General features: G+C 69.4%; 25 protein-coding genes, 1 tRNA gene and 1 pseudogene. 18 read left to right on the top strand and 9 right to left on the bottom strand.

Going from position 1 to position 25,714, the window contains the following annotated elements; genetic code table 11:
* Positions 1 to 118 precede the first annotated feature (118 nt).
* Entirely contained in the window at positions 119 to 757 is a 639-nt protein-coding gene (locus ACIBEJ_RS19045) for a hypothetical protein (RefSeq protein ID WP_397184039.1), read from the bottom strand.
* Positions 758 to 919: 162 nt separating this feature from the next.
* Here ACIBEJ_RS19045 and ACIBEJ_RS19040 point away from each other — a divergent pair, with 162 nt between their 5' ends.
* Entirely contained in the window at positions 920 to 1,288 is a 369-nt protein-coding gene (locus ACIBEJ_RS19040; protein ID WP_397184038.1) for a hypothetical protein, read from the top strand.
* A 53-nt stretch (positions 1,289 to 1,341) separates the two neighbouring features.
* Here ACIBEJ_RS19040 and ACIBEJ_RS19035 read toward each other — a convergent pair whose 3' ends face one another.
* The 5 genes from ACIBEJ_RS19035 to ACIBEJ_RS19015 form a co-directional block, all read right to left on the bottom strand.
* Positions 1,342 to 2,250, bottom strand: coding sequence for an NAD-dependent epimerase/dehydratase family protein (locus ACIBEJ_RS19035; RefSeq protein WP_397184037.1), 909 nt, complete (start codon positions 2,248 to 2,250; stop codon positions 1,342 to 1,344).
* Positions 2,251 to 2,732: 482 nt separating this feature from the next.
* Positions 2,733 to 3,779, bottom strand: a complete 1,047-nt coding sequence (locus tag ACIBEJ_RS19030; protein ID WP_397184036.1) for a 2-oxoacid:ferredoxin oxidoreductase subunit beta — start codon at positions 3,777 to 3,779, stop codon at positions 2,733 to 2,735.
* The gene (locus ACIBEJ_RS19025; protein WP_397184035.1) at positions 3,772 to 5,622 is read right to left on the bottom strand and encodes a 2-oxoacid:acceptor oxidoreductase subunit alpha; all 1,851 of its coding nucleotides are present in this window, start codon (positions 5,620 to 5,622) and stop codon (positions 3,772 to 3,774) included. Before ACIBEJ_RS19025 ends, ACIBEJ_RS19030 begins: the two co-directional genes overlap by 8 nt.
* A gap of 195 nt (positions 5,623 to 5,817) precedes the next feature.
* Complete coding sequence (locus ACIBEJ_RS19020; RefSeq protein WP_376773454.1) at positions 5,818 to 5,892, bottom strand: putative leader peptide; 75 nt, start codon at positions 5,890 to 5,892, stop codon at positions 5,818 to 5,820.
* Positions 5,893 to 5,925: 33 nt separating this feature from the next.
* On the bottom strand, positions 5,926 to 7,386 hold the full coding sequence (locus tag ACIBEJ_RS19015) for a polysaccharide deacetylase family protein (protein ID WP_397184034.1): 1,461 nt from the start codon (positions 7,384 to 7,386) through the stop codon (positions 5,926 to 5,928).
* A gap of 112 nt (positions 7,387 to 7,498) precedes the next feature.
* Between ACIBEJ_RS19015 and ACIBEJ_RS19010 the strand changes: the two genes are divergently transcribed.
* Genes ACIBEJ_RS19010 through ACIBEJ_RS18980 form a run of 7 tightly spaced genes read left to right on the top strand, consistent with a single transcriptional unit; the run spans position 7,499 to position 13,503 of the window.
* Positions 7,499 to 8,845 (top strand): glutamate-1-semialdehyde 2,1-aminomutase, encoded by a 1,347-nt coding sequence (locus ACIBEJ_RS19010; RefSeq protein ID WP_397184033.1) that lies wholly within the window; start codon positions 7,499 to 7,501, stop codon positions 8,843 to 8,845.
* Between the two features lie 19 nt (positions 8,846 to 8,864).
* A complete protein-coding gene (locus ACIBEJ_RS19005; protein WP_397184032.1) occupies positions 8,865 to 9,236 on the top strand; it encodes an NADH-quinone oxidoreductase subunit A in 372 nt (123 codons plus the stop codon).
* An 18-nt stretch (positions 9,237 to 9,254) separates the two neighbouring features.
* Complete coding sequence (locus ACIBEJ_RS19000; protein WP_397184031.1) at positions 9,255 to 10,322, top strand: M48 family metallopeptidase; 1,068 nt, start codon at positions 9,255 to 9,257, stop codon at positions 10,320 to 10,322.
* 58 nt (positions 10,323 to 10,380) lie between these two features.
* Positions 10,381 to 10,890: an NADH-quinone oxidoreductase subunit B gene (locus tag ACIBEJ_RS18995; protein WP_397184327.1), complete on the top strand. Its 510-nt coding sequence runs from the start codon at positions 10,381 to 10,383 to the stop codon at positions 10,888 to 10,890.
* Positions 10,887 to 11,408, top strand: a complete 522-nt coding sequence (locus ACIBEJ_RS18990) for an NADH-quinone oxidoreductase subunit C (RefSeq protein ID WP_397184030.1) — start codon at positions 10,887 to 10,889, stop codon at positions 11,406 to 11,408. The genes ACIBEJ_RS18995 and ACIBEJ_RS18990 overlap by 4 nt, the downstream gene beginning before the upstream one ends.
* Positions 11,409 to 11,413: 5 nt before the next feature.
* The gene (nuoH, locus tag ACIBEJ_RS18985) at positions 11,414 to 12,355 is read left to right on the top strand and encodes an NADH-quinone oxidoreductase subunit NuoH (protein ID WP_397184029.1); all 942 of its coding nucleotides are present in this window, start codon (positions 11,414 to 11,416) and stop codon (positions 12,353 to 12,355) included.
* Positions 12,352 to 13,503, top strand: a complete 1,152-nt coding sequence (locus ACIBEJ_RS18980; protein WP_397184028.1) for a hypothetical protein — start codon at positions 12,352 to 12,354, stop codon at positions 13,501 to 13,503. Before nuoH ends, ACIBEJ_RS18980 begins: the two co-directional genes overlap by 4 nt.
* 8 nt (positions 13,504 to 13,511) lie before the next feature.
* Here the strand turns inward: ACIBEJ_RS18980 and ACIBEJ_RS18975 are convergent, their stop codons facing one another.
* A complete protein-coding gene (locus ACIBEJ_RS18975; protein WP_397184027.1) occupies positions 13,512 to 14,696 on the bottom strand; it encodes a serine/threonine-protein kinase in 1,185 nt (394 codons plus the stop codon).
* Positions 14,697 to 14,847: 151 nt separating this feature from the next.
* Between ACIBEJ_RS18975 and ACIBEJ_RS18970 the strand changes: the two genes are divergently transcribed.
* The 9 genes and pseudogenes from ACIBEJ_RS18970 to ACIBEJ_RS18930 all read left to right on the top strand — a co-directional run bounded on the left by ACIBEJ_RS18970 (position 14,848) and on the right by ACIBEJ_RS18930 (position 24,136).
* Positions 14,848 to 16,008 (top strand): 4Fe-4S binding protein, encoded by a 1,161-nt coding sequence (locus ACIBEJ_RS18970; protein WP_397184026.1) that lies wholly within the window; start codon positions 14,848 to 14,850, stop codon positions 16,006 to 16,008.
* The gene (locus ACIBEJ_RS18965; RefSeq protein WP_397184025.1) at positions 16,005 to 16,595 is read left to right on the top strand and encodes an NADH-quinone oxidoreductase subunit J; all 591 of its coding nucleotides are present in this window, start codon (positions 16,005 to 16,007) and stop codon (positions 16,593 to 16,595) included. Before ACIBEJ_RS18970 ends, ACIBEJ_RS18965 begins: the two co-directional genes overlap by 4 nt.
* Positions 16,595 to 16,891: pseudogene (gene nuoK / locus ACIBEJ_RS18960) on the top strand (NADH-quinone oxidoreductase subunit NuoK); the annotation flags it as partial. The gene ACIBEJ_RS18965 and the pseudogene nuoK, both read left to right, overlap by 1 nt.
* A gap of 215 nt (positions 16,892 to 17,106) precedes the next feature.
* Complete coding sequence (locus tag ACIBEJ_RS18955) at positions 17,107 to 19,074, top strand: NADH-quinone oxidoreductase subunit L (protein ID WP_397184024.1); 1,968 nt, start codon at positions 17,107 to 17,109, stop codon at positions 19,072 to 19,074.
* A complete protein-coding gene (locus tag ACIBEJ_RS18950) occupies positions 19,071 to 20,876 on the top strand; it encodes an NADH-quinone oxidoreductase subunit M (protein ID WP_397184023.1) in 1,806 nt (601 codons plus the stop codon). Before ACIBEJ_RS18955 ends, ACIBEJ_RS18950 begins: the two co-directional genes overlap by 4 nt.
* Complete coding sequence (locus tag ACIBEJ_RS18945) at positions 20,873 to 22,372, top strand: NADH-quinone oxidoreductase subunit N (RefSeq protein WP_397184022.1); 1,500 nt, start codon at positions 20,873 to 20,875, stop codon at positions 22,370 to 22,372. The genes ACIBEJ_RS18950 and ACIBEJ_RS18945 overlap by 4 nt, the downstream gene beginning before the upstream one ends.
* A gap of 300 nt (positions 22,373 to 22,672) precedes the next feature.
* Positions 22,673 to 23,518, top strand: a complete 846-nt coding sequence (locus tag ACIBEJ_RS18940) for a hypothetical protein (protein WP_397184021.1) — start codon at positions 22,673 to 22,675, stop codon at positions 23,516 to 23,518.
* A 13-nt stretch (positions 23,519 to 23,531) separates the two neighbouring features.
* Complete coding sequence (locus ACIBEJ_RS18935) at positions 23,532 to 23,978, top strand: hypothetical protein (RefSeq protein WP_397184020.1); 447 nt, start codon at positions 23,532 to 23,534, stop codon at positions 23,976 to 23,978.
* 11 nt (positions 23,979 to 23,989) lie between these two features.
* Positions 23,990 to 24,136: a hypothetical protein gene (locus ACIBEJ_RS18930; protein ID WP_397184019.1), complete on the top strand. Its 147-nt coding sequence runs from the start codon at positions 23,990 to 23,992 to the stop codon at positions 24,134 to 24,136.
* 144 nt (positions 24,137 to 24,280) lie between these two features.
* Here ACIBEJ_RS18930 and ACIBEJ_RS18925 read toward each other — a convergent pair.
* Positions 24,281 to 24,362 (bottom strand) — tRNA-Tyr (locus ACIBEJ_RS18925).
* Positions 24,363 to 24,452: 90 nt separating this feature from the next.
* Positions 24,453 to 24,794 (bottom strand): cupin domain-containing protein, encoded by a 342-nt coding sequence (locus tag ACIBEJ_RS18920; protein ID WP_397184018.1) that lies wholly within the window; start codon positions 24,792 to 24,794, stop codon positions 24,453 to 24,455.
* A gap of 217 nt (positions 24,795 to 25,011) precedes the next feature.
* On the opposite strand from ACIBEJ_RS18920, the gene ACIBEJ_RS18915 reads away from it, so the two are divergent.
* Positions 25,012 to 25,503 carry a YajQ family cyclic di-GMP-binding protein gene (locus tag ACIBEJ_RS18915; protein WP_397184017.1) on the top strand — a complete coding sequence of 164 codons (492 nt, stop codon included), beginning with the start codon at positions 25,012 to 25,014 and terminating at the stop codon, positions 25,501 to 25,503.
* Positions 25,504 to 25,714 lie beyond the last annotated feature (211 nt).

Raw genomic sequence — 25,714 nt, 5'->3', positions numbered from 1 at the left:
CACCAGGCCGGACCGCGCGCGGCGTCGCAACGTTCCAAAAGCTCCTCGAACGTGGCGAACACCGGAGCGTGGAAGGCCCGCGCCCACGGTCCGGCGCTGGCCAGCCCGGCCGCGACCGTCACGCCTTGATCGCGATCAGCGACTTGGTGAGCCCCGCCACCCGCTCGGCCCGCATCCGCGCGGTGGGGAAGAGCAGCTTCATCTCCGCGCGGCCGATCAGCTCGATCTCCAGCGCGTCCTGGAGCGCTCCGGCCCAGTCGGGGGACTTGGTGTGCACCAGCGGCCAGCGCCGGTTGATGCGCGCCCTGACGTTCAGCGGCAGGAATTGGTAGAAGGGAAAGAGCACATGCGGCTCGACCGGAAAGTAGCGGTAGGGCGTCTGCACCCAGAACCGCCCCGCCAGCGAGTGCACCGCGTCCGCGAACGCCTGCCGCCTGGCGTAGCCGCCCACGTGCTCGATCACCGCGTTGGAGAAGACTAGGTCGTAGTCGCTGCTCAGGATGCGTTTGGGCAGGTCGCAGGCGTCGCCCACCTCGGTTCTGAGCCAGCTCGGCAACTCCTGGTCCTCGTGGGCCAGGTTGATGACGTGGACGGCGGCCGGCTTGATCGGGGCGCGCATCCAGGCGGTGGCGGTGCCGCCGAGGTCGATGACGTTCATGTCGCCCAGGTCGGGGAAGCTTTCGGCCACCCAGCGCCAGCGGCGCGCCCGCGCCTTGGCCGCTACGGAGTTGGGTCCGTCGACGAATAAGTTCCGCAAGGGAGATCCCACCGCGTCATCTTCGCCCACGGGCTGCCACCACGCCAGCGTTCCGGCGCAGGTAGGCCACCTTCGGCCAACTACCACCCCGCGGAAGGTGCGTTCCTGACATTTCGCCATGCTGTGTCGTCGGAGTGCTGGAGAAACCTAAGGAGTCACCCCGTGTTCTTGAGAGTCGCGCTCATCCTGCAGACCGTCGCCCTGTTCGCCGCCCCGATCACCGCGGGACTGCTGCTGACCACCCCCAGCGGATTGGCGCTGCACAGCGCCTCCGCCTACACGATCTTCGCCGTGGGACTGGTGCACCTGCTCGCCGCCGTCCTCGCGTGGCGGCCGGGCGGCGGTTCGCCCCGGCCCATCCTGGGCGCCGCCGTGTTCTTCGCCCTCACGCTGGCGCAGATCGCCCTGGGCATCGCCGGGGTGAAGACCGTGCACGTGCCGCTGGGTGTGCTGATGTTCGGCATGAGCATGTACCAGCTCGCCAGGCTCCGTCCCGCTCCTCAGTCCGAGCAGGCCGCGCGGACCGTCTGACGGCCGGTCGAGTGGTGGCAGGCCGGGGTCGCCGGTCTGCCACCTCTCTCTGGTCAGGACTTCCTGTGCTGCTGGTCGGCGTACCAGGCGATCGTGTTCTTCAGCCCGTCGACGAGCGGCGTCCTGGGCTGCCAGCCGAGCGCCGCCCCGGTCGGGCCGAGGTCGGCGATGTGGGCGCGTTCGAGCCGCCGGTCGGGCAGCGCGCCGTACTGCGGCGTGAGCGGGCTGGCGGCCAGACGATGGAGCAGCTCGACCGTGTCCCTGATGGACACTCCCACCCCGCTGCCCACGTCGTACATGCCGCCGGCGGCCCTGTCGCTCTCCGCGGCGGCGATGAACGCCTCGATCACGTCGTCGATGTAGATCCAGTCGACCAGCCTGGAGCCGCTGCCGATCCGGGCGGCACGCCCGTTGAGCAACTCCGTGGTCACGTACGGCACCAGCTTGGCGGTGTCACGCTGGCCGGGGCCGTACACCATGGCGATGCGCAGCACGGACACGTCCACCGACCACAGGTGGTGGAAGAGCCGCGCGTATATCGACGCCGCGGACTTGGCCGCGGAGTACGGCGAGTGCGGCACGCAATCCGCTGAGCGCAGTTCCTCGACGGACCCGGCGAAGACGAGCTTCACGGGCTGTCCCGCCGCGGCCGTCAGCAGGTTGACCGCGGCGACCAGGTTGCCGTCGAGCATGGCCCTGACCATGCCGACGTCTCTGGTGCCGGTGACCTCGCTGGCCAGATGGAAGATCAGGCCGGGCCGGATCGTTCCCAGGAGGTCGGCGGTGGGCCCCGCTTCCCGCAGGTCGCAGCGGTGCCAGATCTCGGCTCCGGTCCGCGGTCGCGGTCGCCTGCTCACCGCGTGCACCTCGGCGCCCAGCAGTTCCAGCCTGCGCGCGAGGTGCGATCCGATGAACCCGCTGGCGCCGGTGACCAGCGCTCGGGTTCCTTGCCATTGCGGCATTGTCCTATCCCTCCTTCATGACATGTCGGAACGTGCCTGAACGGAGGGGCGGCGGCCCCCTCGGGCTGGGCGGGGGGTGCCCTGGACTATGCGGGTCCGGGTCGGGACCCGCCCTGGCGAGGCGGCGGCGGGCGCGCGTACGGCGCCTCGGGACGTACCTGCGGATCTCCTGCCGGCGCCGCTGCGGACGCGCCACGGCGGTGAGCGCGGCCACGGGGCTGACCCGTTGGGAAGGGTGGTGCGCGGGCCCGGCGTGCCGCGGAGACCTGGTCAGGCGGCACGAGTGGCCGCCGCAGTCGGGTTCGACCGGAACCTGCTCGGACTCCACGACGCCGACGTGCGCGACGACGACCGGCGGCAGTGTTACCGCCGGTAAGCCGAGAAATGTGGCTGCCAAGAGCAAGACGGCAGACAGCACGCTCTTGGCAGCCAAGTGAGTCTCCGCGACAGAGGATCTGCTACGGAGACATTGTCGGCTCGGCTCAGCCGATGCGCCAGGTGTCTCCGCCCAGCAGAAGCTCGCTGAGATCGCCGGGACCCTGCTTGGCGGCCGCCTGCTCCAGTTGCTCGGCCATGAGCACGTCGTAGGCCGGGCGGTCCACCTGACGGAAGATGCCGATCGGCACGTGCTCGAACGCCGGCTCGTCGAGCCTGCTGAGCGCGAACGCGACCGACGGGTCCGGGTTGTGGGCGTCGTGGACGAGGATCTGGTCCTCGCTCACCGACCCGCGCGCGACCACCTCGATGCCGCCGTTGGCCGCCCTGACGACGGCCTTGGTGGTGCTCACGATCGGCTGGTCGTGCTCCAGCCGCAGCGTGATGTCGTCGCGGACCTCGGGGTCCTTGAGCGGCTCGAAGGCGTTGTCGTTGAAGATGTTGCAGTTCTGGTAGATCTCCACCAGCGACGTGCCCCGGTGCGCCGTGGCCTCGCGCAGCACCGACTGCAGGTGCTTGCGGTCGGAGTCGATCGTGCGCGCCACGAACGACGCCTCGGCGCCGATGGCCAGCGAGATCGGGTTGAACGGCTTGTCCAGCGAGCCCATCGGCGTCGACTTGGTGATCTTGCCGACTTCCGAGGTGGGCGAGTACTGGCCCTTGGTCAGCCCGTAGATCCGGTTGTTGAACAGCAGGACGTTCAGGTTGACGTTGCGGCGCAGCGCGTGGATGAGGTGGTTGCCGCCGATCGACAGCGCGTCGCCGTCGCCCGTGATCACCCACACCGACAGGTCGGGACGGCTGGCCGCCAGCCCCGTCGCGATCGCCGGCGCGCGGCCGTGGATCGAGTGGAAGCCGTAGGTGTCGAGGTAGTACGGGAAGCGCGAGGAGCAGCCGATGCCGGAGACGAAGACGATGTTCTCCCGCTTGAGCCCCAGCTCGGGAAGGAAGCTCTGCACCGCGGCCAGGATCGCGTAGTCACCGCAACCCGGGCACCAGCGCACCTCCTGGTCGGACTTGAAGTCCTTGAGCGTCTGCTTCACGTCGGTCTTGGGGATGAGGTTCAGCCCCTTGCCGTTGACCAGCTCAGTCATTGTCTCTTCCCCGGCTGTCGATCACGTCCTGGATGACCCCGGCCAGCTCCTCGGCCTTGAACGGAAGCCCGCGCACGCGGTTGTAGCTGATGATGTCCACCAGGAACTTCGCGCGCAGGAGCAGCGCGAGCTGGCCCAGGTTGATCTCGGGCAGCAGCACCTTGTCGTAGCTCTTGAGCACCTCGCCGAGGTTGGCCGGCAGCGGGTTGAGGTGGCGCAGGTGGGCCTGGGCGACCTTGCCGCCGGCCTTCCTGATCCGCCGCACCGCCGCCGCGATGGGCCCGTACGTCGAGCCCCAGCCCAGCACCAGCACCTTGGTGCCGTCGTGGACGTCGTCGACCTCGACGTCGGGGACATCGATCCCGTCGATCTTGGCCTGGCGGAGCCGCACCATGAGATCGTGGTTGTTGGGGTCGTAGGAGATGTTGCCGCTGCCGTCGGCCTTCTCGATGCCGCCGATGCGGTGCTCCAGGCCGGGCGTGCCGGGGATGGCCCAGGAGCGGGCCAGCGTCTCGGTGTCGCGCTTGTAGGGCTGGAACTCCTCGTCCGTCTTCACCGCGAACTCGGTGGAGATGTCCGGCAGGTCGGCGACCTCGGGCAGCCGCCACGGCTCGGAGCCGTTGGCCAGGTAGCCGTCGGACAGCAGGTAGACCGGCGTGCGGTACTTGACCGCGATCCGCGCGGCCTCGATCGCCGCGTCGAAGCAGTCGCTCGGCGAGCTGGGCGCCACGATCGGCACCGGCGACTCGCCGTTGCGCCCGAACATGGCCATCAGCAGGTCGGTCTGCTCGGTCTTGGTCGGCATGCCGGTCGAGGGGCCCGCGCGCTGCACGTCGACGAGGATCAGCGGCAGCTCGGTCATGACCGCGAGGCCGACCGTCTCGCCCTTCAGCACGACGCCCGGACCCGACGTGGTGGTCACGCCCAGCGCGCCGCCGAAGGCCGCGCCCAGCGCGGCGCCGACGCCGGCGATCTCGTCCTCGGCCTGGAACGTCCGCACGCCGAACTTCTTGTGCTTGGACAGCTCGTGCAGGATGTCGCTGGCCGGGGTGATCGGGTAGGAGCCGAGGAACAGCGGCAGCTTGGCCTGCACGCTCGCGGCGATGAGGCCGTAGGCGAGGGCCTGGTTGCCGGAGATGTTGCGGTAGACGCCGGGAGCCAGCTTGGCCGGCTTGATCTCGTAGGAGACCGAGAACGACTCGGTCGTCTCGCCGTAGTTCCAGCCCGCCTGGAACGCCGCGATGTTCGCCTTGGCGATCTCCGGCTTCTTGGCGAACTTCTGCTCCAGGAACGTGATCGTGTGCTCGGTCGGCCGGTGGTAGAGCCACGACAGCAGGCCCAGCGCGAACATGTTCTTCGAGCGCTCGGCGTCCTTCTTCGACAGCTCGAAGCCCTCCAGGGCCTTGACCGTGAGCGAGGTCAGCGGCACCGCGTGCAGCCGCCACTCGGCGAGCGTGTCGTCCTCGAGCGGGTTGCCGTCGTAGCCGACCTTCTGCAGGTTGCGCTTGGTGAACTCGTCGGTGTTGGCGATGATGTCCGCGCCCCGGGGAAGATCGCCGAGGTTGGCCTTGAGCGCGGCGGGGTTCATCGCCACCAGGACGTTGGGCGCGTCGCCTGGAGTGAGGATGTCGTGGTCGGCGAAGTGCAGCTGGAAGCTGGACACACCGGGCAGGGTTCCTGCGGGGGCGCGGATCTCGGCAGGGAAGTTGGGCAACGTGGACAGGTCGTTGCCGAACTCGGCGGTGCCAGCGGTGAACCGGTCACCGGTGAGCTGCATGCCGTCGCCGGAGTCGCCGGCGAACCTGATGATCACACGGTCGAGTTGCTGAACCTGCTTCGTCACGGCGCCTCCTTGGCCGGCGCGGTGTGCTCGCTGGTGCCCTCGCTACGCTCGGTCACGAGTCCTCCTCGACGCGCCTTCGCGCGGGAGCGGGCGTGGTCTCTGTTTCCATGCTAGATCCTCGGGAGGGTCAAGACGTTTCCTCGCCGCACAATGCGGGTAAACGCGTTGAAAGTTAGGGGCTGCGGGGGAGAACGACTAAGGGTGACACAGCCCGGACGCGAGCCTGCCGAGATCGACGTGCAGGCGGGCGAAGAGGGTGGTTCGGGTCACGAGCGCCAACTATACGTCCCCCCAAAGATCGGTTTACGCCAGGGGCTGCTTGCGTGAACCGCTCGCCCCCGACACGTACAGGCGTCCGGCCTGCATCCCAGCAGAGCCGTACAACTCTGGAACGGTGACGAAGGTGTAACCCTTCCCGCGGAGCTTTTTGAGGATGTCCGGAACCGCCTCAACGGTCGTGCGATGAATGTCGTGCATCAGGATGATCGCCCCGGGATGCGCGCCCTTGACCGCCCGCCTGCTCACGACCTCCGGCTTCCTGTCGCGCCAGTCGCGGGTGTCGACGTCCCAGTTCACCAGGGAGACGTCGAGTTCCTTCGCGACCGCCAGGACTTCCTTGCTGATCGCCCCGTAAGGCGGCCGCACCAGCGTCGGCCGTTCACCCAGCGTGGCCGTCAGCGTGTCCTCGGTCCTGGCCAGCGAGTCGGCGATCTTGCTGCTGGACAGCTTCGACAGGTCCCGGTGCGCCCAGCTGTGGCTGGCCACCAGATGTCCCTCGCCGCTCATCCTGCGCAGGAGGTCGGGCCGGGAGGCCGCGTTGGTGCCGACCGTGAAGAACGTCGCGCGCGCCCCCGCGTCGCGCAACGTGTCGAGCAGCGACCCCGTGTGCGGTCCCGGCCCGTCGTCGAAGGTGAGCGCGACGCACTTGGTCCTCGCGCAGTCGACCGAGCCCGCCTGGTTGCTGGTCGCCTCCGGGCTGTGCGTGGGCGTCACCTTCGGCTTGGTGTCCGGCGTCGGCGGCGCGGCCGCGCGGGCCGCCTCCCGCGCCCGCCGTCCCGCCGCCGACAGCAGCGGCTCCACCTCGCCCGCCGGTACGGCTTCCGCTACCCGCCCCAGCGAGCAGGCGCCGACCTGGCAGTCGTCGAACTCCACAACGAGATCCCCGTCGCGGTTGAAGGCCATGGAGTCGAACAACTCGGGATCCGCGGCCACCGTGCCCGACCCGCGCGCCACCAGCCGCCTGCTCACCTTCTCCGCCAGCGCGCCCAGCGCCGCCTCGCCGCCGAGCAGCCCGGTCGAGGGGAACGCCTGCCTGCTGCGGCCGTCGTACCAGAGGGTGCGGTTGGAGTTGCCCCAGTCGGCGCCGTGGAACTCGCCGGTGCGCAGCCGTACCGCGATGGCGGCGTCGGAGGCGACGGGCAACTGCCAGTCCACGTTGAGCTCGGGCCGGGGGGCCGGTCCGTGCTTGGTGGTGGACTCGCGGAACGCGCGCAACTGGCGCTCGGCCTCCTGGCGGACCTGGTCGTTGAGCGGATCTGCCCCCTTGATCTCCGGGTAGGTGATGTGCACGTAACGGCCGCTGCCGTCCCCTTCGCCGAGGGTCTTGGTGACGAGACCGTTGACGGCGGAGGGGGTCACGAAATCGATCTTCGTCGGCTCGGCGGGGACCTTGCGGTCGCCCTCGGGGGAGGCGGTGGCCAAGCCGCAACCGGCGACGGATGCAGCTATCAGCGCGATTCCTCCGAAGAATCGCATTTTGTGCATGCGGGCCAGGTTATGGGGGGTCTTTGAGCGCTTTACCGTCCCTTGGGAATCTTGGAGTCGAGCCTTTAGCGGGGTATGTACGTAAAGGAGTTGCGTGCCTACGATGTGATGGGTGCGGGATCTAGGACCGTCTTCAGGGTTCGTCCAGTCCACTCTTCTGCAGCGCAGGCTCCACGAACTGGTGCCGGGCGGCGCGCACACGTACGCGCGCGGCGACGACCAGTATCCGGAGGGCATGGCGCCGGTCCTCGTGCGCGGCCAGGGCGCCCGGGTGTGGGACGCCGACGGCAACTGCTTCGTCGAGTACGGCATGGGCCTGCGCTCGGTCACCCTCGGCCACGCCTACCGGCCGGTGCTCGACGCCGTGCGCGAGGTGCTCGACCAGGGCCTGAGCTTCAGCCGCCCCACCGAGCTCGAACTGCGGGCCGCCGAGGACTTCCTCACCCCCCTGCCCGGCGCCGACATGGTCAAGTTCGCCAAGAACGGCTCCGACGCCACCTCCGCGGCCATCCGGCTGGCCCGCGGCTTCACCGGCCGCGACCTCGTCGCCGTCTGCGCGCAGCCGTTCTTCGCCACCGAGGACTGGTTCGTCGGCGCACTGGAGATGAACGCCGGCGTGCCGGAGGCCACCAGGAAACAGACCCTCCGCTTCGCCTACAACGACCTCGGCTCGCTGCGCGCGCTGTTCGACCGGCATCCCGGGCAGATCGCCTGCGTCATCATGGAGGCCGCCACCGCCCTGGCGGAGCCGGAGCCCGGCTTCCTCGAAGGCGTACGCGCCCTGTGCACCGAGCGCGGCGCGCTGCTCGTCTTCGACGAGATGATCACCGGCTACCGCTGGGCCTACCCCGGCGCGCAGGAGCACTACGGCATCCGCCCCGACCTCGCCTGCTGGGGCAAGGCCATCGGCAACGGCTTCCCCATCTCCGCGCTGACCGGCCGCCGCGAGGTCATGGAACTGGGCGGCCTGCGCACCGACCGGGCCCGCGTCTTCCTGCTGTCGTCCACTCACGGCGCCGAGACGGTGTCGCTGACCGCCCTGCGCGCGGTCATCCGCGCCTACACCGAGCACGACCCGGTCGCGGTCATGGAGGAGCGCGGGCGCGCGCTGGCCGACGGCGTCAACGCCGCCGCCCGCGAACTCGGCCTGTCCGCGCACGTCGCCGTCCTCGGCCGTCCCTCCTGCCTGATCTTCACCACCAAGGACGCCGCCGGGCAGCCGTCACAGCCGTTCCGCACGCTCTTCCTCCAGGAACTCCTGCGCCACGGCGTCCTGTGCCAGTCGTTCGTGGTCTCCGCCGCCCACACCCCCGAGGACATCGAGCGCACCGTCGAGGCCGCGCGCGCCGCCCTCCTCGTGTACGGCAAGGCGCTGGAGGACGGCGTCGAAGGCTTCCTGAACGGAGCCCCGGTCGCACCCGCCCTGCGCAGCCACGCCGCCCCTCGCCGGTTGCGCTGACGCCGGTTACGATCAGCCCATGGACGGCTACTACGGCAGCTACGCACTGGTCGCCGCGCTCCTGCTCATCGGCGTGATCATCGTGGCCGGCGCCATGACGGCCAACCGTCTCCTGCGCCCGACCAGGCCGACGCCGGAGAAGCTGACCACCTACGAATGCGGCGTCGACCCCGTCGGCGACGGCTGGGCCCAGTCCCAGATCCGCTACTACGTCTTCACCTACCTCTACGTCGTCTTCGCCGTCGACGCCGTCTTCCTGTTCCCCTGGGCCACCGTCTTCGCCGCCCCCGGTTACGGCATGACCACGCTCGTGGAGATGTTCGTCTTCCTCGGCTTCATCGCCCTCGGCATCCTGTACGCCTGGCGCAAACGTGTCCTGACCTGGACCTAGAGCCGGATATATTGCCCCATGACGTCATGGCGGGCCCAGGGCCTCTACGACGAGGTCAGGCAGGGCTCCGTCACCGGCGGCCGCCTCGTGCGCGCGGCCTCCTACGCCGCCGCCCTCCTGGTGCACCTGCTGACGCTCGCGCTCGTCGGCGCCGGGATCTGGCTCGTCACCCGGCCCGGGTTCATCGGGATCATCCTCGGCGCGGGGGCGTTCGGGCTGGCCTGGCTCATGGCGCCGCGGCCGGGGAAGCTGCCCCAGGGGGTGCCGCTGGGCCGTACCGAAGCGCCCGAGCTCTTCCGGCTCGTGGACGAGATCGCCACCGCGCTGCGCGCGCCCAAACCCGACACCGTCGTCGTGACCGGCGAGGTCAACGCCGAATACGGCACCTACGGCCTGAGGCGGCGCCGCTTCCTGATGCTCGGCTACCCGCTCTGGCTCGCGCTGACCCCGCAGGAGCGGATCGCGGTGCTCGGGCACGAGATCGCCCACTCCGTCAACCAGGACGCCCGGCACGGGCTGGTCGTCGGCTCCGCGCTCGGCGCCCTCGCCGAACTGCACGAGACCGTCAGGATGGACGGCGACCACCTCACCTTCGGCAAGATCGTCGTGGCGCCGCTGCGGCTCGTCGTCGGGTGGTTCCACACGGTGCTCGAACGCATCACCTACCGGGCCACCCAGCGCGCCGAGTACCGCGCCGACCTCATCTCGCTGCGCGTGGCCGGGTCGTCGGCCGCCGTGTCCTCGATGGACAAGGGGCTGTGGGCGCTGCCCCACCTGGACGACTACCTCGCCACCCAGGCCCACCAGGTCGGCGGCGACCTGTGGGAGGCGGTCAGGTCCTACACCGCGGCGCTGCCCGAGGACGAGCGCGACCGGCGCCGCGCCGCCGCCCGGCGGCGGGAACTGCGCGTGGACACCACCCATCCGCCCACCCACCTGCGTCACGACCTGCTCGCCGGCCGGCCGTACACCGAACCCGAGGTGCGCGCGCCGCGGATGGAGCCCATCGACCGCGAGCTCGGCGCGGCGGCGGGGCGGATCGCGGGAGAGGTCGTCGACAACGCGCGCGCCGCGCTGTACATGTAGGGGGCTCTACTCTTCCGCCGCCACCCGCGCGAGAATGGTCACCATGGCCGATCTTCCGATGCCCACCGTGGGGCCGATCTCGCGGCTGGCGCCCAAGCCGATGCGGTTCGTGCTCAACTGGGGGCGGCGCTACTCCCTGTGGGTGTTCAACTTCGGCCTGGCCTGCTGCGCGATCGAGTTCATCGCCACCTCCACCAGCCGGCACGACTTCATCAGGTTCGGCGTCATCCCGTTCGCCAACGGGCCCAGGCAGGCCGACCTCATGATCGTGTCGGGCACCGTCACCGACAAGATGGCGCCCGCGGTCAAACGGCTCTACGAGCAGATGCCCGACCCCAAGTACGTCATCTCCTTCGGCGCCTGCTCCAACTCCGGCGGGCCGTACTGGGACTCCTACTGCGTCACCAACGGCGTCGACCAGATCATCCCCGTCGACGTCTACGTGCCCGGCTGCCCGCCCAGGCCCGAAGCGCTGCTCTACGGCATCATGAAGCTTCAGGAGAAGATCGCGGGGGAGAAGCTCAGCGACCGCTACATCTGGTCGCGCGCCCACAAGGAGGACGTGTGAGCTTCGCCGCCTGGGGCGACCGGGCCCAGCTCAGCGAGTCCTACGGCGACCACACCGTCGACGTCGCCGCCGCCGACTGGACCGAGGCCCTCACCCACGCCCGCGACGAACTCGGCTACGAGTTCTTCGACTGGCTGACCGGCGTCGACGACCCGCCCGAGGGCTTCTCCGTCGTCGCCCACGTCTACAACCCCGCCGAACGCGCCCGGCTCCTGCTGCGCACCTGGGTCCCCCGCGCCGAGCCGCGCCTGGCCTCGGCCGTCGGCGTCTACCGGGGCGCCGACTGGCACGAGCGCGAGACCTACGAGATGTTCGGCGTCACCTTCGACGGCCACCCCCACCTCGTGCCGCTGCTCCTGCCCGACGGCTTCGAGGGTTACCCGCTGCGCAAGGACTTCATCCTGGCCGCGCGCGTGGCCAAGGCGTGGCCGGGCGCCAAGGAGCCCGGCGAGTCCGCGCCGAGCCGCCGCAAGACCCTCCCACCCGGAGTACCCGCCGACTGGGGCACAGGAGGTTAGGCCACATGCTGGACGTGATCGTGCGCTTCGCCGTCATCCTCGCGGTGTTCCTGCTCCTGCCGCTCATCATCGGGCAGACCGAGCACAAGGTCATGGCGCACATGCAGTCGCGTCTCGGCCCCATGTACGCAGGACGCTTCCACGGCTGGGCCCAGCTCATCGCGGACGGGGTCAAGTTCGCCCAGAAGGAGGACGTCATCCCCGCCGCGGCCGACCGCCGCATCTTCATGATCGCACCGGGGGTGGCGCTCGTGCCGTACCTCGTCGTGCTGATCGTCATCCCCATCGACAAGAACGGCTTCGGCGTCAACCTCGACCTCGGCCTGTTCTTCGTGCTGGCCGTCATGGGCATCGGCGTGCTCGGCTCGATCATGGCCGGATGGGCCTCGGCCAACAAGTACTCCGTCCTCGGCGGCATGCGCTCCGCCGCCCAGCTCATGTCGTACGAGCTGCCGCTCGTCCTGGCCGCCTCCTCCGTCGCCATGGCCGCCGGGACCCTCTCCCTGCCCGGCATCCTGGACCAGTGGCAGTGGTGGTGGCTGCCCTGGCAGGCCATCGGCGGCGTCGTGTTCTTCGTCGCCGGTCTCGCCGAACTGCGCCGCCCGCCGTTCGACATGCCCATCGCCGAGTCCGAGATCATCATGGGCCCGATGACCGAGTACACCGGGATGCGGTTCGCCCTGTTCATGCTCGCCGAGTACGTCGGCATCGTGGTGCTCTCCTTCCTGACCACCGTGCTGTTCCTCGGCGGCTGGCACGGCCCGTTCCTGGCCGGGTGGATCTGGACGCTGATCAAGGTGTTCCTGCTGGCCTTCGTGGTGATCTGGCTGCGGGTGAGCTTTCCTCGGCTGCGTGAGGACCAGTTGCAGAAGCTGGCCTGGGTGGGGCTGGTGCCGTTGGCGCTGGTTCAGCTCGCGTTGACGGGAGTCGTGAAGGTGCTCCTTTGACCTCGCTGCGCTCCTCGGGCTCCGGCCCGGTGACCCTGTCCTGGTCCCCGTCCGGCGAACTCCTCATCACCCCCTCCCAACCACCCCCAACACCCACACCCGAGGTGCCGCCTTTCTCCCAGGTACGGCTGACGCCCGCCTCTCTCCTCCACTACCGCTACGAACAGACCGTCGTGGGCCCCAACGGTCTGCCCACCTACGACCGGACGGTCAGCGGCTTGGCGGTACTGGACCAGGACGGACTGGTCCTCGCGGACCTGCCCGGCGACTGGGAGGCCGTCGCGGACTTCGCCGCCGCCGGTGGCGTTGCGCTGCACGAGGCGCTCGGCGCTCCAGCCGCCCGGGTACGCTCCGCGCTGGCCGCACGGGCACCTGGCTGGAGGCGCATCACCGGCGTTTCGCCGCCCCCACCCGCACGCTGGCGAAAGCCGGTGGCGATCGGACTGGGCGTGCTGGCCCTGGGCGCCATGGTCTACCTGACCACATCCGGGTTCTGGTACGTGTGGCGGAGCTTCTCAGCCATCGGCCGCATGCTCATCGATGTCGTAGAGGTCAAGTGGCTGATCTTCTTGTTCAGCCCACTGCTGTTGTTCCTGGCGCCAGTACGCGAACGCTTGGGACGCCGAAGCGTACGCAAAGGGGCGATCGTGGCCTCAACAGGCGGCCTACACCTGAGACTGACCTCCGGCATCCTCTACATCAACCGCGCCTCCCAAACCGAAACCGCCCTCCCCACAACCCCACCCCTCCCAACCCCACCCCTCCCAACCCCACCCCTCCCAACCCCACCACGTTCCACCCCGCACCTCTCCACCCCACAGCCACCCGCCACATCCCCACCCCCACCCCCACCGCCGGGCACGCACCCCGATGACCACCTGCCCTCGACCCCCAAGAGCACCCCCGAGCCCCAGGGCAGCCGGGTCCAAGGGGGCGCGGCCGGATTGTTCCTTTACCGGTACCAGGACCTGGCCGGTCTGGTGGTGCTGGCGGCCGACGGGCAGCCCATCCACCACCTCCCGGGCCCCTGGTCACCCGAGCACGTCAACCTGTTCGCCGCCCGCCACAAGCTCCCCCTGGAGATCCGCACCCTCACCCACGAGGAGTACCTGGCTTTGACCACGAAGGCCGCCGACGCCACCGTCTGACACCCGGGTCAGTGCACGATCGCCAGCATCACGTCCGAGGCCGACGGCCGCTCCGCCGGGCTCTTGTTCAGGCACGACCCGATGATCCCCCGCAACCCGGGCGGCAGCGGCGACAGATCCGGGTGAACCGTGAGCACCCTGTTGAACACCGCAGGAACCGTGTCCTCGCCGAACGCCGGACGCCCCGTGGCCGCGAAAATCATGGTCACCGCCCAGCTGAACACGTCCGAAGCCGGACCCACCGCCTCACCCGTCAACTGCTCGGGCGACATGTACGGCGGCGTCCCCACCATCTTCCCCTGCGTCACCGTGACCTGATCCAGCGCCCTGGCGATGCCGAAGTCGATCACTCGCGGGCCGTCCGGGCCGATCAGGACGTTGCTCGGCTTGAAGTCCCTGTGGACGACGCCTGCCTTGTGGATGGCCGCCAACGCACCGGCTGTGGATAACGCTAGCCGTACCAGACTGTCCTGATCGCGCGGACCGTGCTTCTTGACGAGCTGTTCCAGGGACGGTCCCTCGACGTACTCGCTGACGATGTAGGCGTGCTGGCCGGTGATGTTGACGTCGAGGAGCCTCGCGGTGGAGAAGGTGGCCACCCTGCGCGCCGAGTCGACCTCGCGGGCGAAGCGGGCGCGGGCGGTCTCGTCGACCAGGTCGTGCAGGACCTTGACGGCGACCCGGTTGCCGTCGGGCGCCGTCGCCAGGTAAACCGCGCCCTGGCCGCCTCGGCCGAGCTGGTGGAGAACGCGGTACGGGCCGATCCAGGCGGGCTGTCCCGATTGGCGGTGGAAGCCGGTGTTGCCGGGCGGCGGGTGGTAGGTGGGGGTGGTGACGCGCTGGTGGAGGTCGGTCGGCGACTTGATGCGGGCCTTGGCCATGAAGGGGACCAGGATGCCGCTGTGGATCACGCCGCCCAGCCAGCTGATGCCGAAGCCGATGGTGATGAGCGAGCGCATGGGCTCCGGTATGTGGTCGAACTCCTCGTAACCGACGATGGTGATCAGGAACGAGCCCACGAACACCGTGTAGACGACGGCGGCGATCGCGGTGAAGGTGCTGCGCAGCCAGTAGGCGGCGAAGCCGATGGTGAGCGGGGTGGCCAGGCCGCAACTGACGAAGGGGAGGATCGCCCAACCCACGAAGGCAGCCCAGATCCCGGCGCTGGGGCGGGCGGGGTGGGGGTGTGGCATGCCGGAACACTATCGGTCGGGGGTGACAGGGATGGGCCGTGCGGGTCGCCTGTGGATAACTCGGGGACAGCCTGTGGATGTCTGTGGAAAAACTGGGGACAACAGTCTGGCTCATTCACCTCAGACGCATAGTGCGTCATGATGTTGAACCATGGTGCGGATACCGGGAGTAGGGCTGGCGAAGGGGCTGTCCATCACCCTGCGCCACATGCTGCGCAGATCCGTCACGCAGCAGTACCCCGAGGTCAAGCCCGCTCTCCCGGCGCGCAGTCGCGGCGTCATCGCGCTGGTCGAGGAGAACTGCACCTCCTGCATGCTGTGTGCACGCGAATGTCCGGATTGGTGCATCTACATCGACTCCCACAAGGAGACGCTCCCCGCCCCCGAAGGCGGCCGCCCCCGCCAGCGCAACGTCCTCGACCGATTCGCGATCGACTTCGCCCTCTGCATGTATTGCGGCATCTGCATTGAGGTGTGCCCGTTCGACGCGTTGTTCTGGTCACCCGAGTTCGAATACGCGGAGGGCGACATCCGCAACCTTCTCCACGAGAAGGAGCAGCTCGGGGGATGGGTCCAGACCGTACCGCCGCCGCCCGCCCATGACTCGGGCGCGGAGCCGCCCAAGGAGCTGACCGCCGCACCTCGCCGCCCATCCGGTACGGCAGGCGCCGCCGTACGCCCGACTCCGTCCGAAACCCCAGCCCCGCGCCGAACCCCCAGAACCCGCGAAACCCCCAGCACGCCGCAACCCCCAACAACGCCCCCCACAGAGCACCCGCCCCCCACGGAACCACCCACAGCGGAACCGCCCACGGCGGGTGAGAAGCCCGCAGGGGACACGGCCGCAGGCGTCACCCCGACAGCAGAGCAGCCCACGGACACGCAGCCCGCTACGCGCGTGAAGGCCGCCGAGGACACGGGGACCGTCGAGGAGGGGAAGACCGCTGAGGCGGGAGCTGGCGAGGACGCCGGTGCCGCTGGGGAGACGTCTTCGCAGGTGACGCCTCCGGATGAGGCGTCGGCAGGTGGCGCACCGGCAGGCGGCCAGGCCACGGACCGCTCGCCCGCAGGGGGCGTGCCCGCGACTTCCGGAGGCGGACCCGAGGCCGGTGAGGGTGGACGGTTGTCCACAGGTGAGCCGTCCGCCGATGAGTTGTCCACAGGTTCCGGCGAGTCGTCGCGGCCGTCCGATCCGGGAGAGCAGACTTCTCCCGCGAGCTCCCGCAGACGACGGATGGCCGATCCACGGTCCATCCGTCCACCCGGGCGGCTGCAGCCCGACGAGACACAGGAGTCCGAGGAGGATTCGTGACCGAGGCGGCGCCCTTCTGGCCACCCACCACGCAAGAGGTCGTGTTCTTGCTCCTGGGCGCGGTGGCCGTCGGATCGGCGCTGCTCGTCGTCACCACCAAGCAACTCGTCCACGCCGCCCTCTGGCTGGTCCTCTGCTTCGGCGCGCTGGCTGGTGGATATGTGGTGCTGACGGCGGAGTTCGTCGCCTGGGTGCAGGTGCTGATCTACGTTGGCGCGGTGGTCGTGCTGATGCTGTTCGGCATCATGCTGACGCGCGCCCCCATCGGACGCTCGGCCGACCTCGACAGCGGCAACCGCGTGGTGGCCGCCCTGGTCGCGCTGGCGACGGCCGCGGTCCTGGTCACGGTCGTGATCGACGGCTTCCGTACGGCTTACGCGCCCCTGAAGCCGGGCGAAGGCGCGGCGGGCGAGCTGGGCGCGAGCGTGTTCAGCACCTGGGTGCTCCCGTTCGAGGCGCTGTCCGTACTCCTGCTCGCGGCGCTGATCGGCGCCATCGTCCTGTCCCGCACCGACATCCGCGGCGCCTCGCCGCCGGCGGGCGAGTCCGGCGACAAGGCTCCGGCTGAAGGTCCCGGGGGGCCCTAGTGCACATCGTGTACCCCGCGGTCGTCTCCGCGCTGCTCTTCTCCATCGGCGTCTACGGCGTGCTGGCCAGGCGCAACACGATCCTCGTGCTGATGTCGGTCGAGCTCATGCTCAACGCCGTCAACATCAACCTGGTCGCGTTCGACATGTGGCTGGCCGACGTCCTGCACAGCGGTCAGGTGCTGACGTTGTTCATCATCGTGATCGCGGCGGCCGAGGTGGGTCTCGGCCTGGCCATCGTGCTCGCGCTCTTCCGCAACCGCCAGAGCGTCGACCTCGACCGCCTGCGCGCCCTGGCCGAACCCGCCGAGGGCGACCCCGACATGGGCGGCGACGGCGCAGGGGGAGACGGCAGGGGTGGCGACAACGGCGAACGCGCCGACGACCGCCGGCCCGCCGAACTGGACACCGTCACCTCGCCGCGGCTCACGTCCCGTGGCAACGGCGCCTCCGACCAGGATGGCGGCGGCGCGGACCGTCCCGGCCACCCCGCCAGGCGAGGAGGCAGCGCATGAACACGACGTCCTCGCCGTTCCCCCTGCTGATCGTGCTGCTGCCGTTCCTCGCCGCCTTCGCAGGACTCCTCCTCTCCCGCTGGCCGGCAACCCGCCGGCCGGCCCACCCGCAGAAAAACAAAGGGCCGGGGATCCACAAGCCGGACGGCACCGGGGTAGCGGTGCGGGGCCATGGGGGCGGCAACCGGCGTGCCGCCTGGATCGCCATCCTGCCCACCGCGCTCTCGGCCGCCCTGGCGCTCTGGCTGGCCGCCGCCCAAGGCTTCGCCTTCTTCGGCGAACGCCCGGCCGTCCCCGTCGGCGCCGACTACGGCACGATCCTCACCGGTACGGTCCCCATCTCGCTCACCCTCCAGGTGGACGCCCTGTCCGGAGTCCTAGGCGTGCTGGTGACCCTGGTGGCGCTGGCCGTACAGGTGTATTCGGTGGGTTATCTCCACGACGACCCGCGCTACCCGTCCTACAGCGCCTTCATCAGCCTGTTCACCAGCGCCATGCTGCTCGTCATCTACTCGGGCGACCTGCTGGTGCTGTACGTGGGCTGGGAGGTCATGGGCCTGTGCTCCTACCTGCTCATCGGCCACTGGTGGGAAGACCGGGCCAACTCCAGGGCCGCGGTCAAGGCGTTCCTGGTCACGCGCCTGGGTGACGTCGGCTTCCTGTTCGGCATCTTCGTGCTCGGCATCTCGGCGGACAGCTTCCGCATCGCCGACGTGCTCGCCAAGGTGCCGGAGATGTCCACCGCCACGCTGGTCACCGCGACGATGCTGCTGCTGGCCGGGGTGGCGGGCAAGAGCGCCCAGGTGCCGCTGCACACCTGGCTGCCCGACGCCATGGCGGGTCCGACGCCGATCAGCGCGCTGATCCACGCCGCCACCATGGTCGCCGCCGGCATCTTCATCGTCGCCAGGCTCTTCCCGGCGTTCCTCGGCGCGCGGCCCACGCTCGACGTGCTGGCCGTCCTGGCGGCGCTCGGCATGCTGGGCGCCGCCCTCGCCGCGCTGGCCCAGGACGACCTGAAACGCGTGCTGGCCTATTCGACGATCAGCCAGCTCGCCTACATGGCCGGTGGCCTGGCCGCGGGCTCCGACCACGCGGCCATCTTCCACCTGCTCACGCACGGCGCGTTCAAGGCGCTGCTGTTCCTGTGCGCGGGCGCGGTCATCCACCACGTCGGCTCCAACCTCATGAGCCAGATGGGCGGCCTGCGGCGTGAGCTGCCGGTCACGTTCGCGGCGACCACGATCGGCTTCGCCGCCCTCATGGGCCTGCCACCGGCCAGCGGATTCTTCAGCAAGGACAGCCTCCTGCTGGCCATGGACGAGGCGGTCACCGGCGCCACCCTCACCGACGCCGCCGCCCTGCTGCTCTACGCCAGCGCCCTGGCCACCGTCGTCGCCACCGGCGCCTACTCCGCCCGCGCCTGGTTGCGTACCTTCTTCGGACCCGCGCGGACCATCGCCCTGCCCGAGCCGCAGCCTGGCACGGCGCACGTGGTCGATCCCCGCGAGGCGCCGCCGTCCATGCTGATCCCGATCGTCCTGCTCGCGGTCCCGGCACTCCTGCTGGGCTTCGCGGGCGGCCTCCACCTCGACGTGGGCGTGGCCACGATCAGCGTGGTGCTCGCGCTGCTCGGCGCCGGAGTCGTCTACGCCTTCTGGCGCGGCGATCCGGTCGTCGACCCCGCGCGCATCCTCGGACCCTTCCGCGTCCCGTGCGAGCGCGCCTTCTACGTCGACTCCGTCTACGCGGCCCTGTTCGTCCGCCCGATCCTCGCGCTGTCCCGGCTGGTGGTCGGCACCGACGACCGGGTCGTGGACGGCGCGGTACGCGGCTCCGGCCGCACGGCCCGCGGCCTGTCCGGGGTGCTGCGCCTGGCGCAGAACGGCAACGTGCAGCTCTACGTCAGCGGCGTCCTCGCCGGAGTGCTCCTGATCGTCGTCGGGGCGGTGGTGTTCGGATGAGCGAGCAGAGCTGGCTGCCTGTTGCGCTGCTGGCGGTACCCCTGCTGGGCGCCCTCGCGCTGCTCGCGCCCCCGCCCGCGCTACGGCGCGCGCTTCGCCTGTACGGCCTGGCCGTCTCCGGCGCGGTCCTGATGCTGGCCGCGATCATGGTGGCCACCTTCCAGTACGGCCAGGCCGCCCGTATGCAGTTCACCCTCGACCTGCCGTGGATTCCCGGGCTGGGGCTCAGATTCCACCTGGGAGTCGACGGGATCTCGCTGCCGCTGGTCGCGCTGACCGCCCTGCTGACCTTCCTGTGCTTCGTCTACCTGGGCATCGGCGACGCCCGCGGCCCCGGCCAGCTCCTGCACCCCAGAGCGGGCGGCAGCCGTCCGAGGGCGCTGGTTTTCACGCTGCTGGTGCTCGAAGTCGGCATGATCGGCACTTTCCTGGCCCTGGATCTGCTGCTGTTCTTCGTGTTCTTCGAGATCGTCCTGATCCCGATGTACTTCTTGATCGCCGTCTGGGGCGGCAAGGCCCGCAGGGCGGCGGCGATCAAGTTCATCCTGTACACGCTGCTCGGCTCGGTCGTCATGCTGCTGGGCCTGCTGTTCATCTGGGCGCAGGCGGGCACGCTCGACATGGTGGAGCTGGCCGCCGGACACGGCGCCGGGATGTCCAGAGGCGTGCAGGTGCTCGCGTTCGTGGCCGTCGGCATCGGCCTGGCCGTGAAGACCCCGATGTGGCCGTTGCACACCTGGCTGCCCGACGCCCACACCGAGGCGCCGACGGTCGGCTCGGTGCTGCTGGCCGGTGTACTCCTGAAGATGGGCACCTACGGCTTCGCCAGGATCGCCATCCCGGTCCTGCCCGAGGGCGCCGCCGTCGTGGCGCCGTGGCTGGGCGCGCTGGCCGTGGTCGGCATCGTCTACGGCGCGCTGGCCTGCCTGGCCCAGCGCGACCTGAAACGGATGATCGCCTACTCCTCAGTCGGTCACATGGGCTTCGTTCTGCTCGGCTTCGCCACGCTGACCACGGTCGGCATCAACGGCGCCCTGTTCGCCAACATCGCCCACGGCCTGATCACCGGCCTGCTGTTCTTCCTGGCCGGAGCCGTCAAGGAGCGCTACTCGACCGCCGACATGCCCTCCATCACCGGCATGCTGGCCACGCTTCCGCACCTGGGCTCGGTGCTCACTTTCGCGGCCATCGCCTCGCTCGGGCTGCCGGGGCTCGCCGGGTTCTGGGGCGAGATGCTCGCCCTGCTCGGCGCCTTCGCTCCGGCCGAGGCGCTGTCCCGGCCGCTGTTCCTGACGTTCATGGTCATCGGCGGCCTGGGCGCCGTGCTGACCGCCGCGTACTTCCTGGTCATGCTCTCCCGCGTCACCCACGGACTCCCCGGCGCCCAACCCACGACGGGCACGGCCACACCCGCACCCGGCGTCGGCGCGGACACCTCAGACAGAACCGCCCCAGACACGCTTGAAACCGGCAGAGTCGCCGCGCACGGGTCTGACGTCGGTGCGGGGGCGTCGGCCGTGACCGGCGTTGCCGCGTCGGAGCCGGATGTGGGGGTCGGTGCCGCACCCGCGACCGACCAGTCCGCGCTCGCCACCGGATCGTCCGACGAACGAGGCGACACACTCCTGGAGAAGACCGGCGAACGGATCGGCAGCCGGTCCCGCATGCCCGACATCCGCGGCTACGAGATGGCCGCCTGGGTGCCGCTGATCGTGCTGATCCTGCTGTTCGGCCTCTGGCCCGGCCTCCTGCTCTCGCTCACCACACCCGCCGTCGAGGCGCTGCTGGGGGTCGTGTCGTGATCCAGTCGATCGACTACTTCGTCATCGCCGCCCCACTGATCCTGGCGCTGGCGGCGGGCCTGGTGCTGCTGCTCGACGCCTTCCTGCCCGCCACCCCCCGGATACGCACCACGCTGGGCCTCATCACCCTGGCCGCATTGCTGGCCGCCCTGGCCTTCGTGATCGCCCAGGCCACGCAGGCCACCCGCGGCCTGGCCACGTTCTGCGTCCCGAAAGCCCTGAACCCGGGCCCCACCCCCCTGTGCTCCTACGTGGTCGACCACTTCACCGTGGTCTTCGCCGGTCTGGCGCTGGTGGCCGGAGTCGTCGTGGTGCTGCTGTCGATGACGGAGCTGGCCGAGGGCGGCATCCCGGTCGGTGAGTGGTACTTCCTGCTCCTGTGCACCCTCGTGGGCGCCGTCTCCCTGCCCGCCTCCCGCGACCTGATCATGCTCGTCGTCGCCCTCGAACTGGTCTCCCTGCCGGTCTTCGCCCTGACGGCGCTGAGACGCTACGACGGCCGCAGCTCGGAGGCGGCGGTGAAGCTGTTCGTGGTCTCGGTGGTCTCGACCGCCATCATGCTCTTCGGCGTCTCCCTGCTCTACGGCATCACCGGCAGCGTCTACCTCGACCGCCTGGCCGCCGTCCTGAGCGGCCAGCTCCCCGCCCCCGGCGCCCAGGGGGCCCTGCCCGCCGTGGTCACGGTCGGCGTGGTCCTGGTGACGGCCGGGTTCGCATTCAAGATCGCCGCCGTGCCGTTCCACTCCTGGGCCGCCGACGTCTACCAGGGCGCGCCCATCCCCATCGCCGCCCTGCTGTCGGTCATCTCGAAGGCCGCCGGGTTCGCGGGCCTCATCCTCGTCCTCGTGGCCGCGCTCCCGGGCCAGGCGCGGACGTGGTCACCGTTGATCGCCATCCTCTCGGCCCTGACCATGACCGCGGGCAACCTGCTGGCCATGCGCCAGCGCTCCGCCGTACGCATGCTCGCCTGGTCTTCCGTGGCCCAGTCCGGCTACATCCTCGCCCCGCTGGCCATCGCCGCGGGCACGGCCACCGCGGTCGCCGCTTCCATGACCTATCTGGTCCTGTACGCCGCCATGAACCTGGGCGCCTTCGCCGTCGTGATGCTCGTCTCCCGGAGCGCCCCGCGCAACGAGCTGGACGACTACCGCGGCCTGGCCTTCCGCACCCCGGCCGCGGGCATCGCGCTGGCGTTCTGCCTGATCTGCCTGGCGGGCCTGCCGCCCGGCCTGGCGGGGCTGTTCGCCAAGGTCGTGGTCTTCCGCGAGATCGTCGAGGGCGGCCTGGGCTGGCTGGCGGTGGTCATGGCCGTCAACACCGTCATCGGCCTCTACTACTACGTGGCCTGGACCGCCCGGATCGTCACCCCGGCCACCGCGCCGGCCCGCGTGTCCACGCGCGCCCACCCGGCCACCTGGGCCGCCGTGGCCGCGACGCTGGCGGTCGCCGTCGTGTTCTCCGCGGCCCCGCAACTGGTCCTGACCTTGACCGGTTGAGAGCCGAAACCCCGGATGCCGATCACAACGGCCGCCTTCGCATAGCGCGTGCTCAACCCGCTGAATCAGCGACCCGGACGTGGCATAAGACGAGAACACCCCTGTCGTAAAAGCTATTACATGAAAACGCGAATCCCGTTTTCGGCTCACCTCGCCGAATGTGACCGGACGGTGAATGGAAGTTTCAATCTGAATTGCCGCTCCCGGCGCGCCGTCAGGGCCTGAATTTTGTGTCTTTCCAGTCGCATGCTCGCCTGTTAACTTCGCTGTGGAATCCACGACCGCGACGAAGGAGAGGCAATGCTCCAGGTCGAACTCGACGTCTTTTCAGGACGTCCGAATCCGCATTGGCAGCTCACGGCACGCGAAGAACGCGAACTCATCGACCGGCTCAACGCGAATCGTTCCGCACTGCGACCCGTCAACGACGTCGAGTCCAAGCTGGGATATCGCGGAATGGTCGTGACCGCCGACCGGTCCAGTGGCAGTCGCCTGGCCGCCGCCGGACTCCCACCGGCGTTCCGGCTCAGAGAGGAGACCGGGATACGGGTCTCGGACGTCACCGAACGCTGGCTGTTACACACCCCCGGCGCGCAGGCGACCATCTCGCCCGAGGTCAGCGGCTTGTCCGACCGGACCATCGGCACCCCGACGGCGCAACTGGAGTCGGGCACGGCCGGGCTCGCGGCCTGCGTCACCTGGTCGTCGACCTGGGCCGACCTCGACACGTTCTGGAACGGCGCCCGCCGTCCCGTGAACAACTGCTACAACTTCGCCTCCAGCCTGGCCACCGGCACCTTCGCCCAGCCCGGCCGCGGCACCGGCCAGATCTTCACCGCGCTGACCGTCGCCGACATCAAGGCCGCGGTGTTCCGCGACGGATACACCAGCGCCTGCAACGACGACAGGTTCGTCAGCTATCTGTGCATCTGGCCGGGCACGGACTTTCACTTCTACCACCGGATCGCCGATTTCTCCGGCAGCCTGCGGCGCTGGGCGCACAAACCGGGAAGCACTCCGGCGACCAACGTCGACAATTCCGGGCTGGCCATTACCAATCCGGTGACATGCAACAGGGGCCCGTATACAGTAGACGGATCCCCGTACATCTACCCTCGGGTTAATCCGCGGTCCACCATCAACTAGTCAGGGAGTTCCGGTGGCAGTCCGGCTCGTTCTCGCGGTGCTCGGAGTTTCGCTGTCCATGCTCGCCTGCGGCAATTCGGGAGCCCAGGGCGTTTCGCCGAGCGTGGCGACGGTCGAGATTTACTCGGGTCGGGAGAACCCGAGCTGGACACTCGACAAGTCAGCACGCTCCGCGGTGGCGGCGGCGATGGACGGCCTGCGGGCCGACGACCGGCTCAAGGCGCCGGACGAGGGCAGGCTCGGCTTCCGCTGGATCGAGGTGACCGCTCTGGACACCTCACACGGCCGCGTGACCAGGGCCAAGGTGGCCCCGCGCATCGTCGCGCTGGAACTTCCGGCCGACCGGCGCACGCTCGTGCTGGCCGACCCCGAATCCCGCACACTCCAGGAACTGCTGCGGCACGCCGCGGGCCACGTTGACGCCGACGTGCTGGATCTCATCCGTCAACAGATCCGCTAATGGAGGACACCATGTCCGAATCCGTATCCCGACGTACGATCATCGCCGGACTCCTCGTGGGCAGCGCCGCCGCGCTCGCCCTGCAGCCGGAGGCGCTCGCCAGCCGAGCCCCGGACCGCGGCGTCGAGTCCTGGCTGCTGAGCACGGCCAAGTTCTGATCGACCACGCGCGCCGAAGCCAGGAGGGGCCAGGCGCCGCGACGTTCCCGCGAACTTCCCCCAGGCCGCCGCCGCGGGCCTCGGGATAAAGCGAAGGGCCTCTGGTGCGCGTGAGCGCAGACCAGAGGCCCTTCGTCCTGCGGGTGGCAGGTCCAGGGTTCGAACCTGGGTAGGCTAAGCCGACGGATTTACAGTCCGCTCCCATTGGCCACTCGGGCAACCTGCCGTGTCAGACCCGCTTGCGCGGCGACAGGTAGAAGAATAGCGGACTTTCGAGGTGGACGTGACATCAGAATGTCCTGCTTGTGGGCGCGCGTCAGCGGTGCTTCGCGACGGTGAGGAGGACGGCCGAGTCTTCCAGTGCCTCCACCGCGTGTACGGCCTGCGGAATGATCAGCAGGTCCCCGGTCATCCCATCCCAGGACACCCCGTCGGACATCAGCCTGACCCGGCCGGACACGACGTACAGGGTGGCTTCGCCGGGATTGTTGTGGTCGTCCATCCGGGATCCGGCGGCCAGGGCGATCATGGTCTGGCGCAGGACTTGCTCGTGCCCGCCGTACAGGGTGGTGGCTGAGCGGCCGCTGGAGGCGACACGCGCGGTTTCGAGCTGGTTGCGGGCTACCGCGGTCAATGACTGCTTGTTCAAAGGTTCCACCTCTCACCATCCTGGTCGTGGGTATTCCCGCAGCTCACCCCCATCTCCCCGGCCAAGGCTCGGGTAAACGACATTTGACCGGCTGAGCGCCGCGCGCGGATGCTGGCTAGGCTTGTCAGGCTTATCAAGGACTATCGGGCCGCGGCGCCCGTGCGGGCTATCGAGAGTGAAGAGGCCGAGTCCGCCGTGACTTGGCACGTCTGAGAGGTTTCGGGCATTGGCAGACTCGTCGTTCGACATCGTCAGCAAGATCGACCATCAGGAGGTCGACAACGCGCTGAACCAGACCGTCAAGGAGATCGGGCACCGCTTCGACTTCAAGAACACCGGCGCTTCGATCAGCTGGTCCGGCCAGCAGAACATCGAGATCAAGGCGAACAGCGAGGAGCGCGCCAACGCCGCCCTCGACGTGTTCAAGGAGAAGATCATCAAGCGGGGTCTCTCGCTCAAGATCCTGGATTCCGGCGAGCCGAAGCTGTCGGGCAAGGAGTACCGCATGATGATCGCCCTCAAGGAGGGCATCGACCAGGAGAACGCCAAGAAGATCTCCAAGATGATCCGCGACGAGGGCCCCAAGGGCATCAAGGCGCAGATCCAGGGCGAGGAACTGCGGGTGAGCTCCAAGAAGAAGGACGACCTGCAGGACGTCATCACCCTGCTGAAGGGCAAGGACCTGGACATCGCCCTGCAGTTCGTGAACTACCGCTAGCGACGCTCGGGGCACGCCGGTGCCCCGGGCCCCGCCCCTGTTGACACCCCGCCCTGACCGCCCGCCGTACCCCTGACTGGGCTTGTTCGTGCAGGTCAGCCGGACATGCGCCAGAACGGGAGATTTCCTCCGGCCCCGCACGGGATGGTTGGGCGGGAACGTTGAGGTGGGGGATGGACGTTGGAGCTGGTGAACCCAGACCACGGAAGGG

This window comes from Nonomuraea sp. NPDC050790, from assembly GCF_044456745.1.
Taxonomy (GTDB): domain Bacteria; phylum Actinomycetota; class Actinomycetes; order Streptosporangiales; family Streptosporangiaceae; genus Nonomuraea.
The sequence above is the reverse complement of the archived record's forward strand: the minus strand, read 5'-3'. Positions and strand labels throughout refer to the sequence as shown.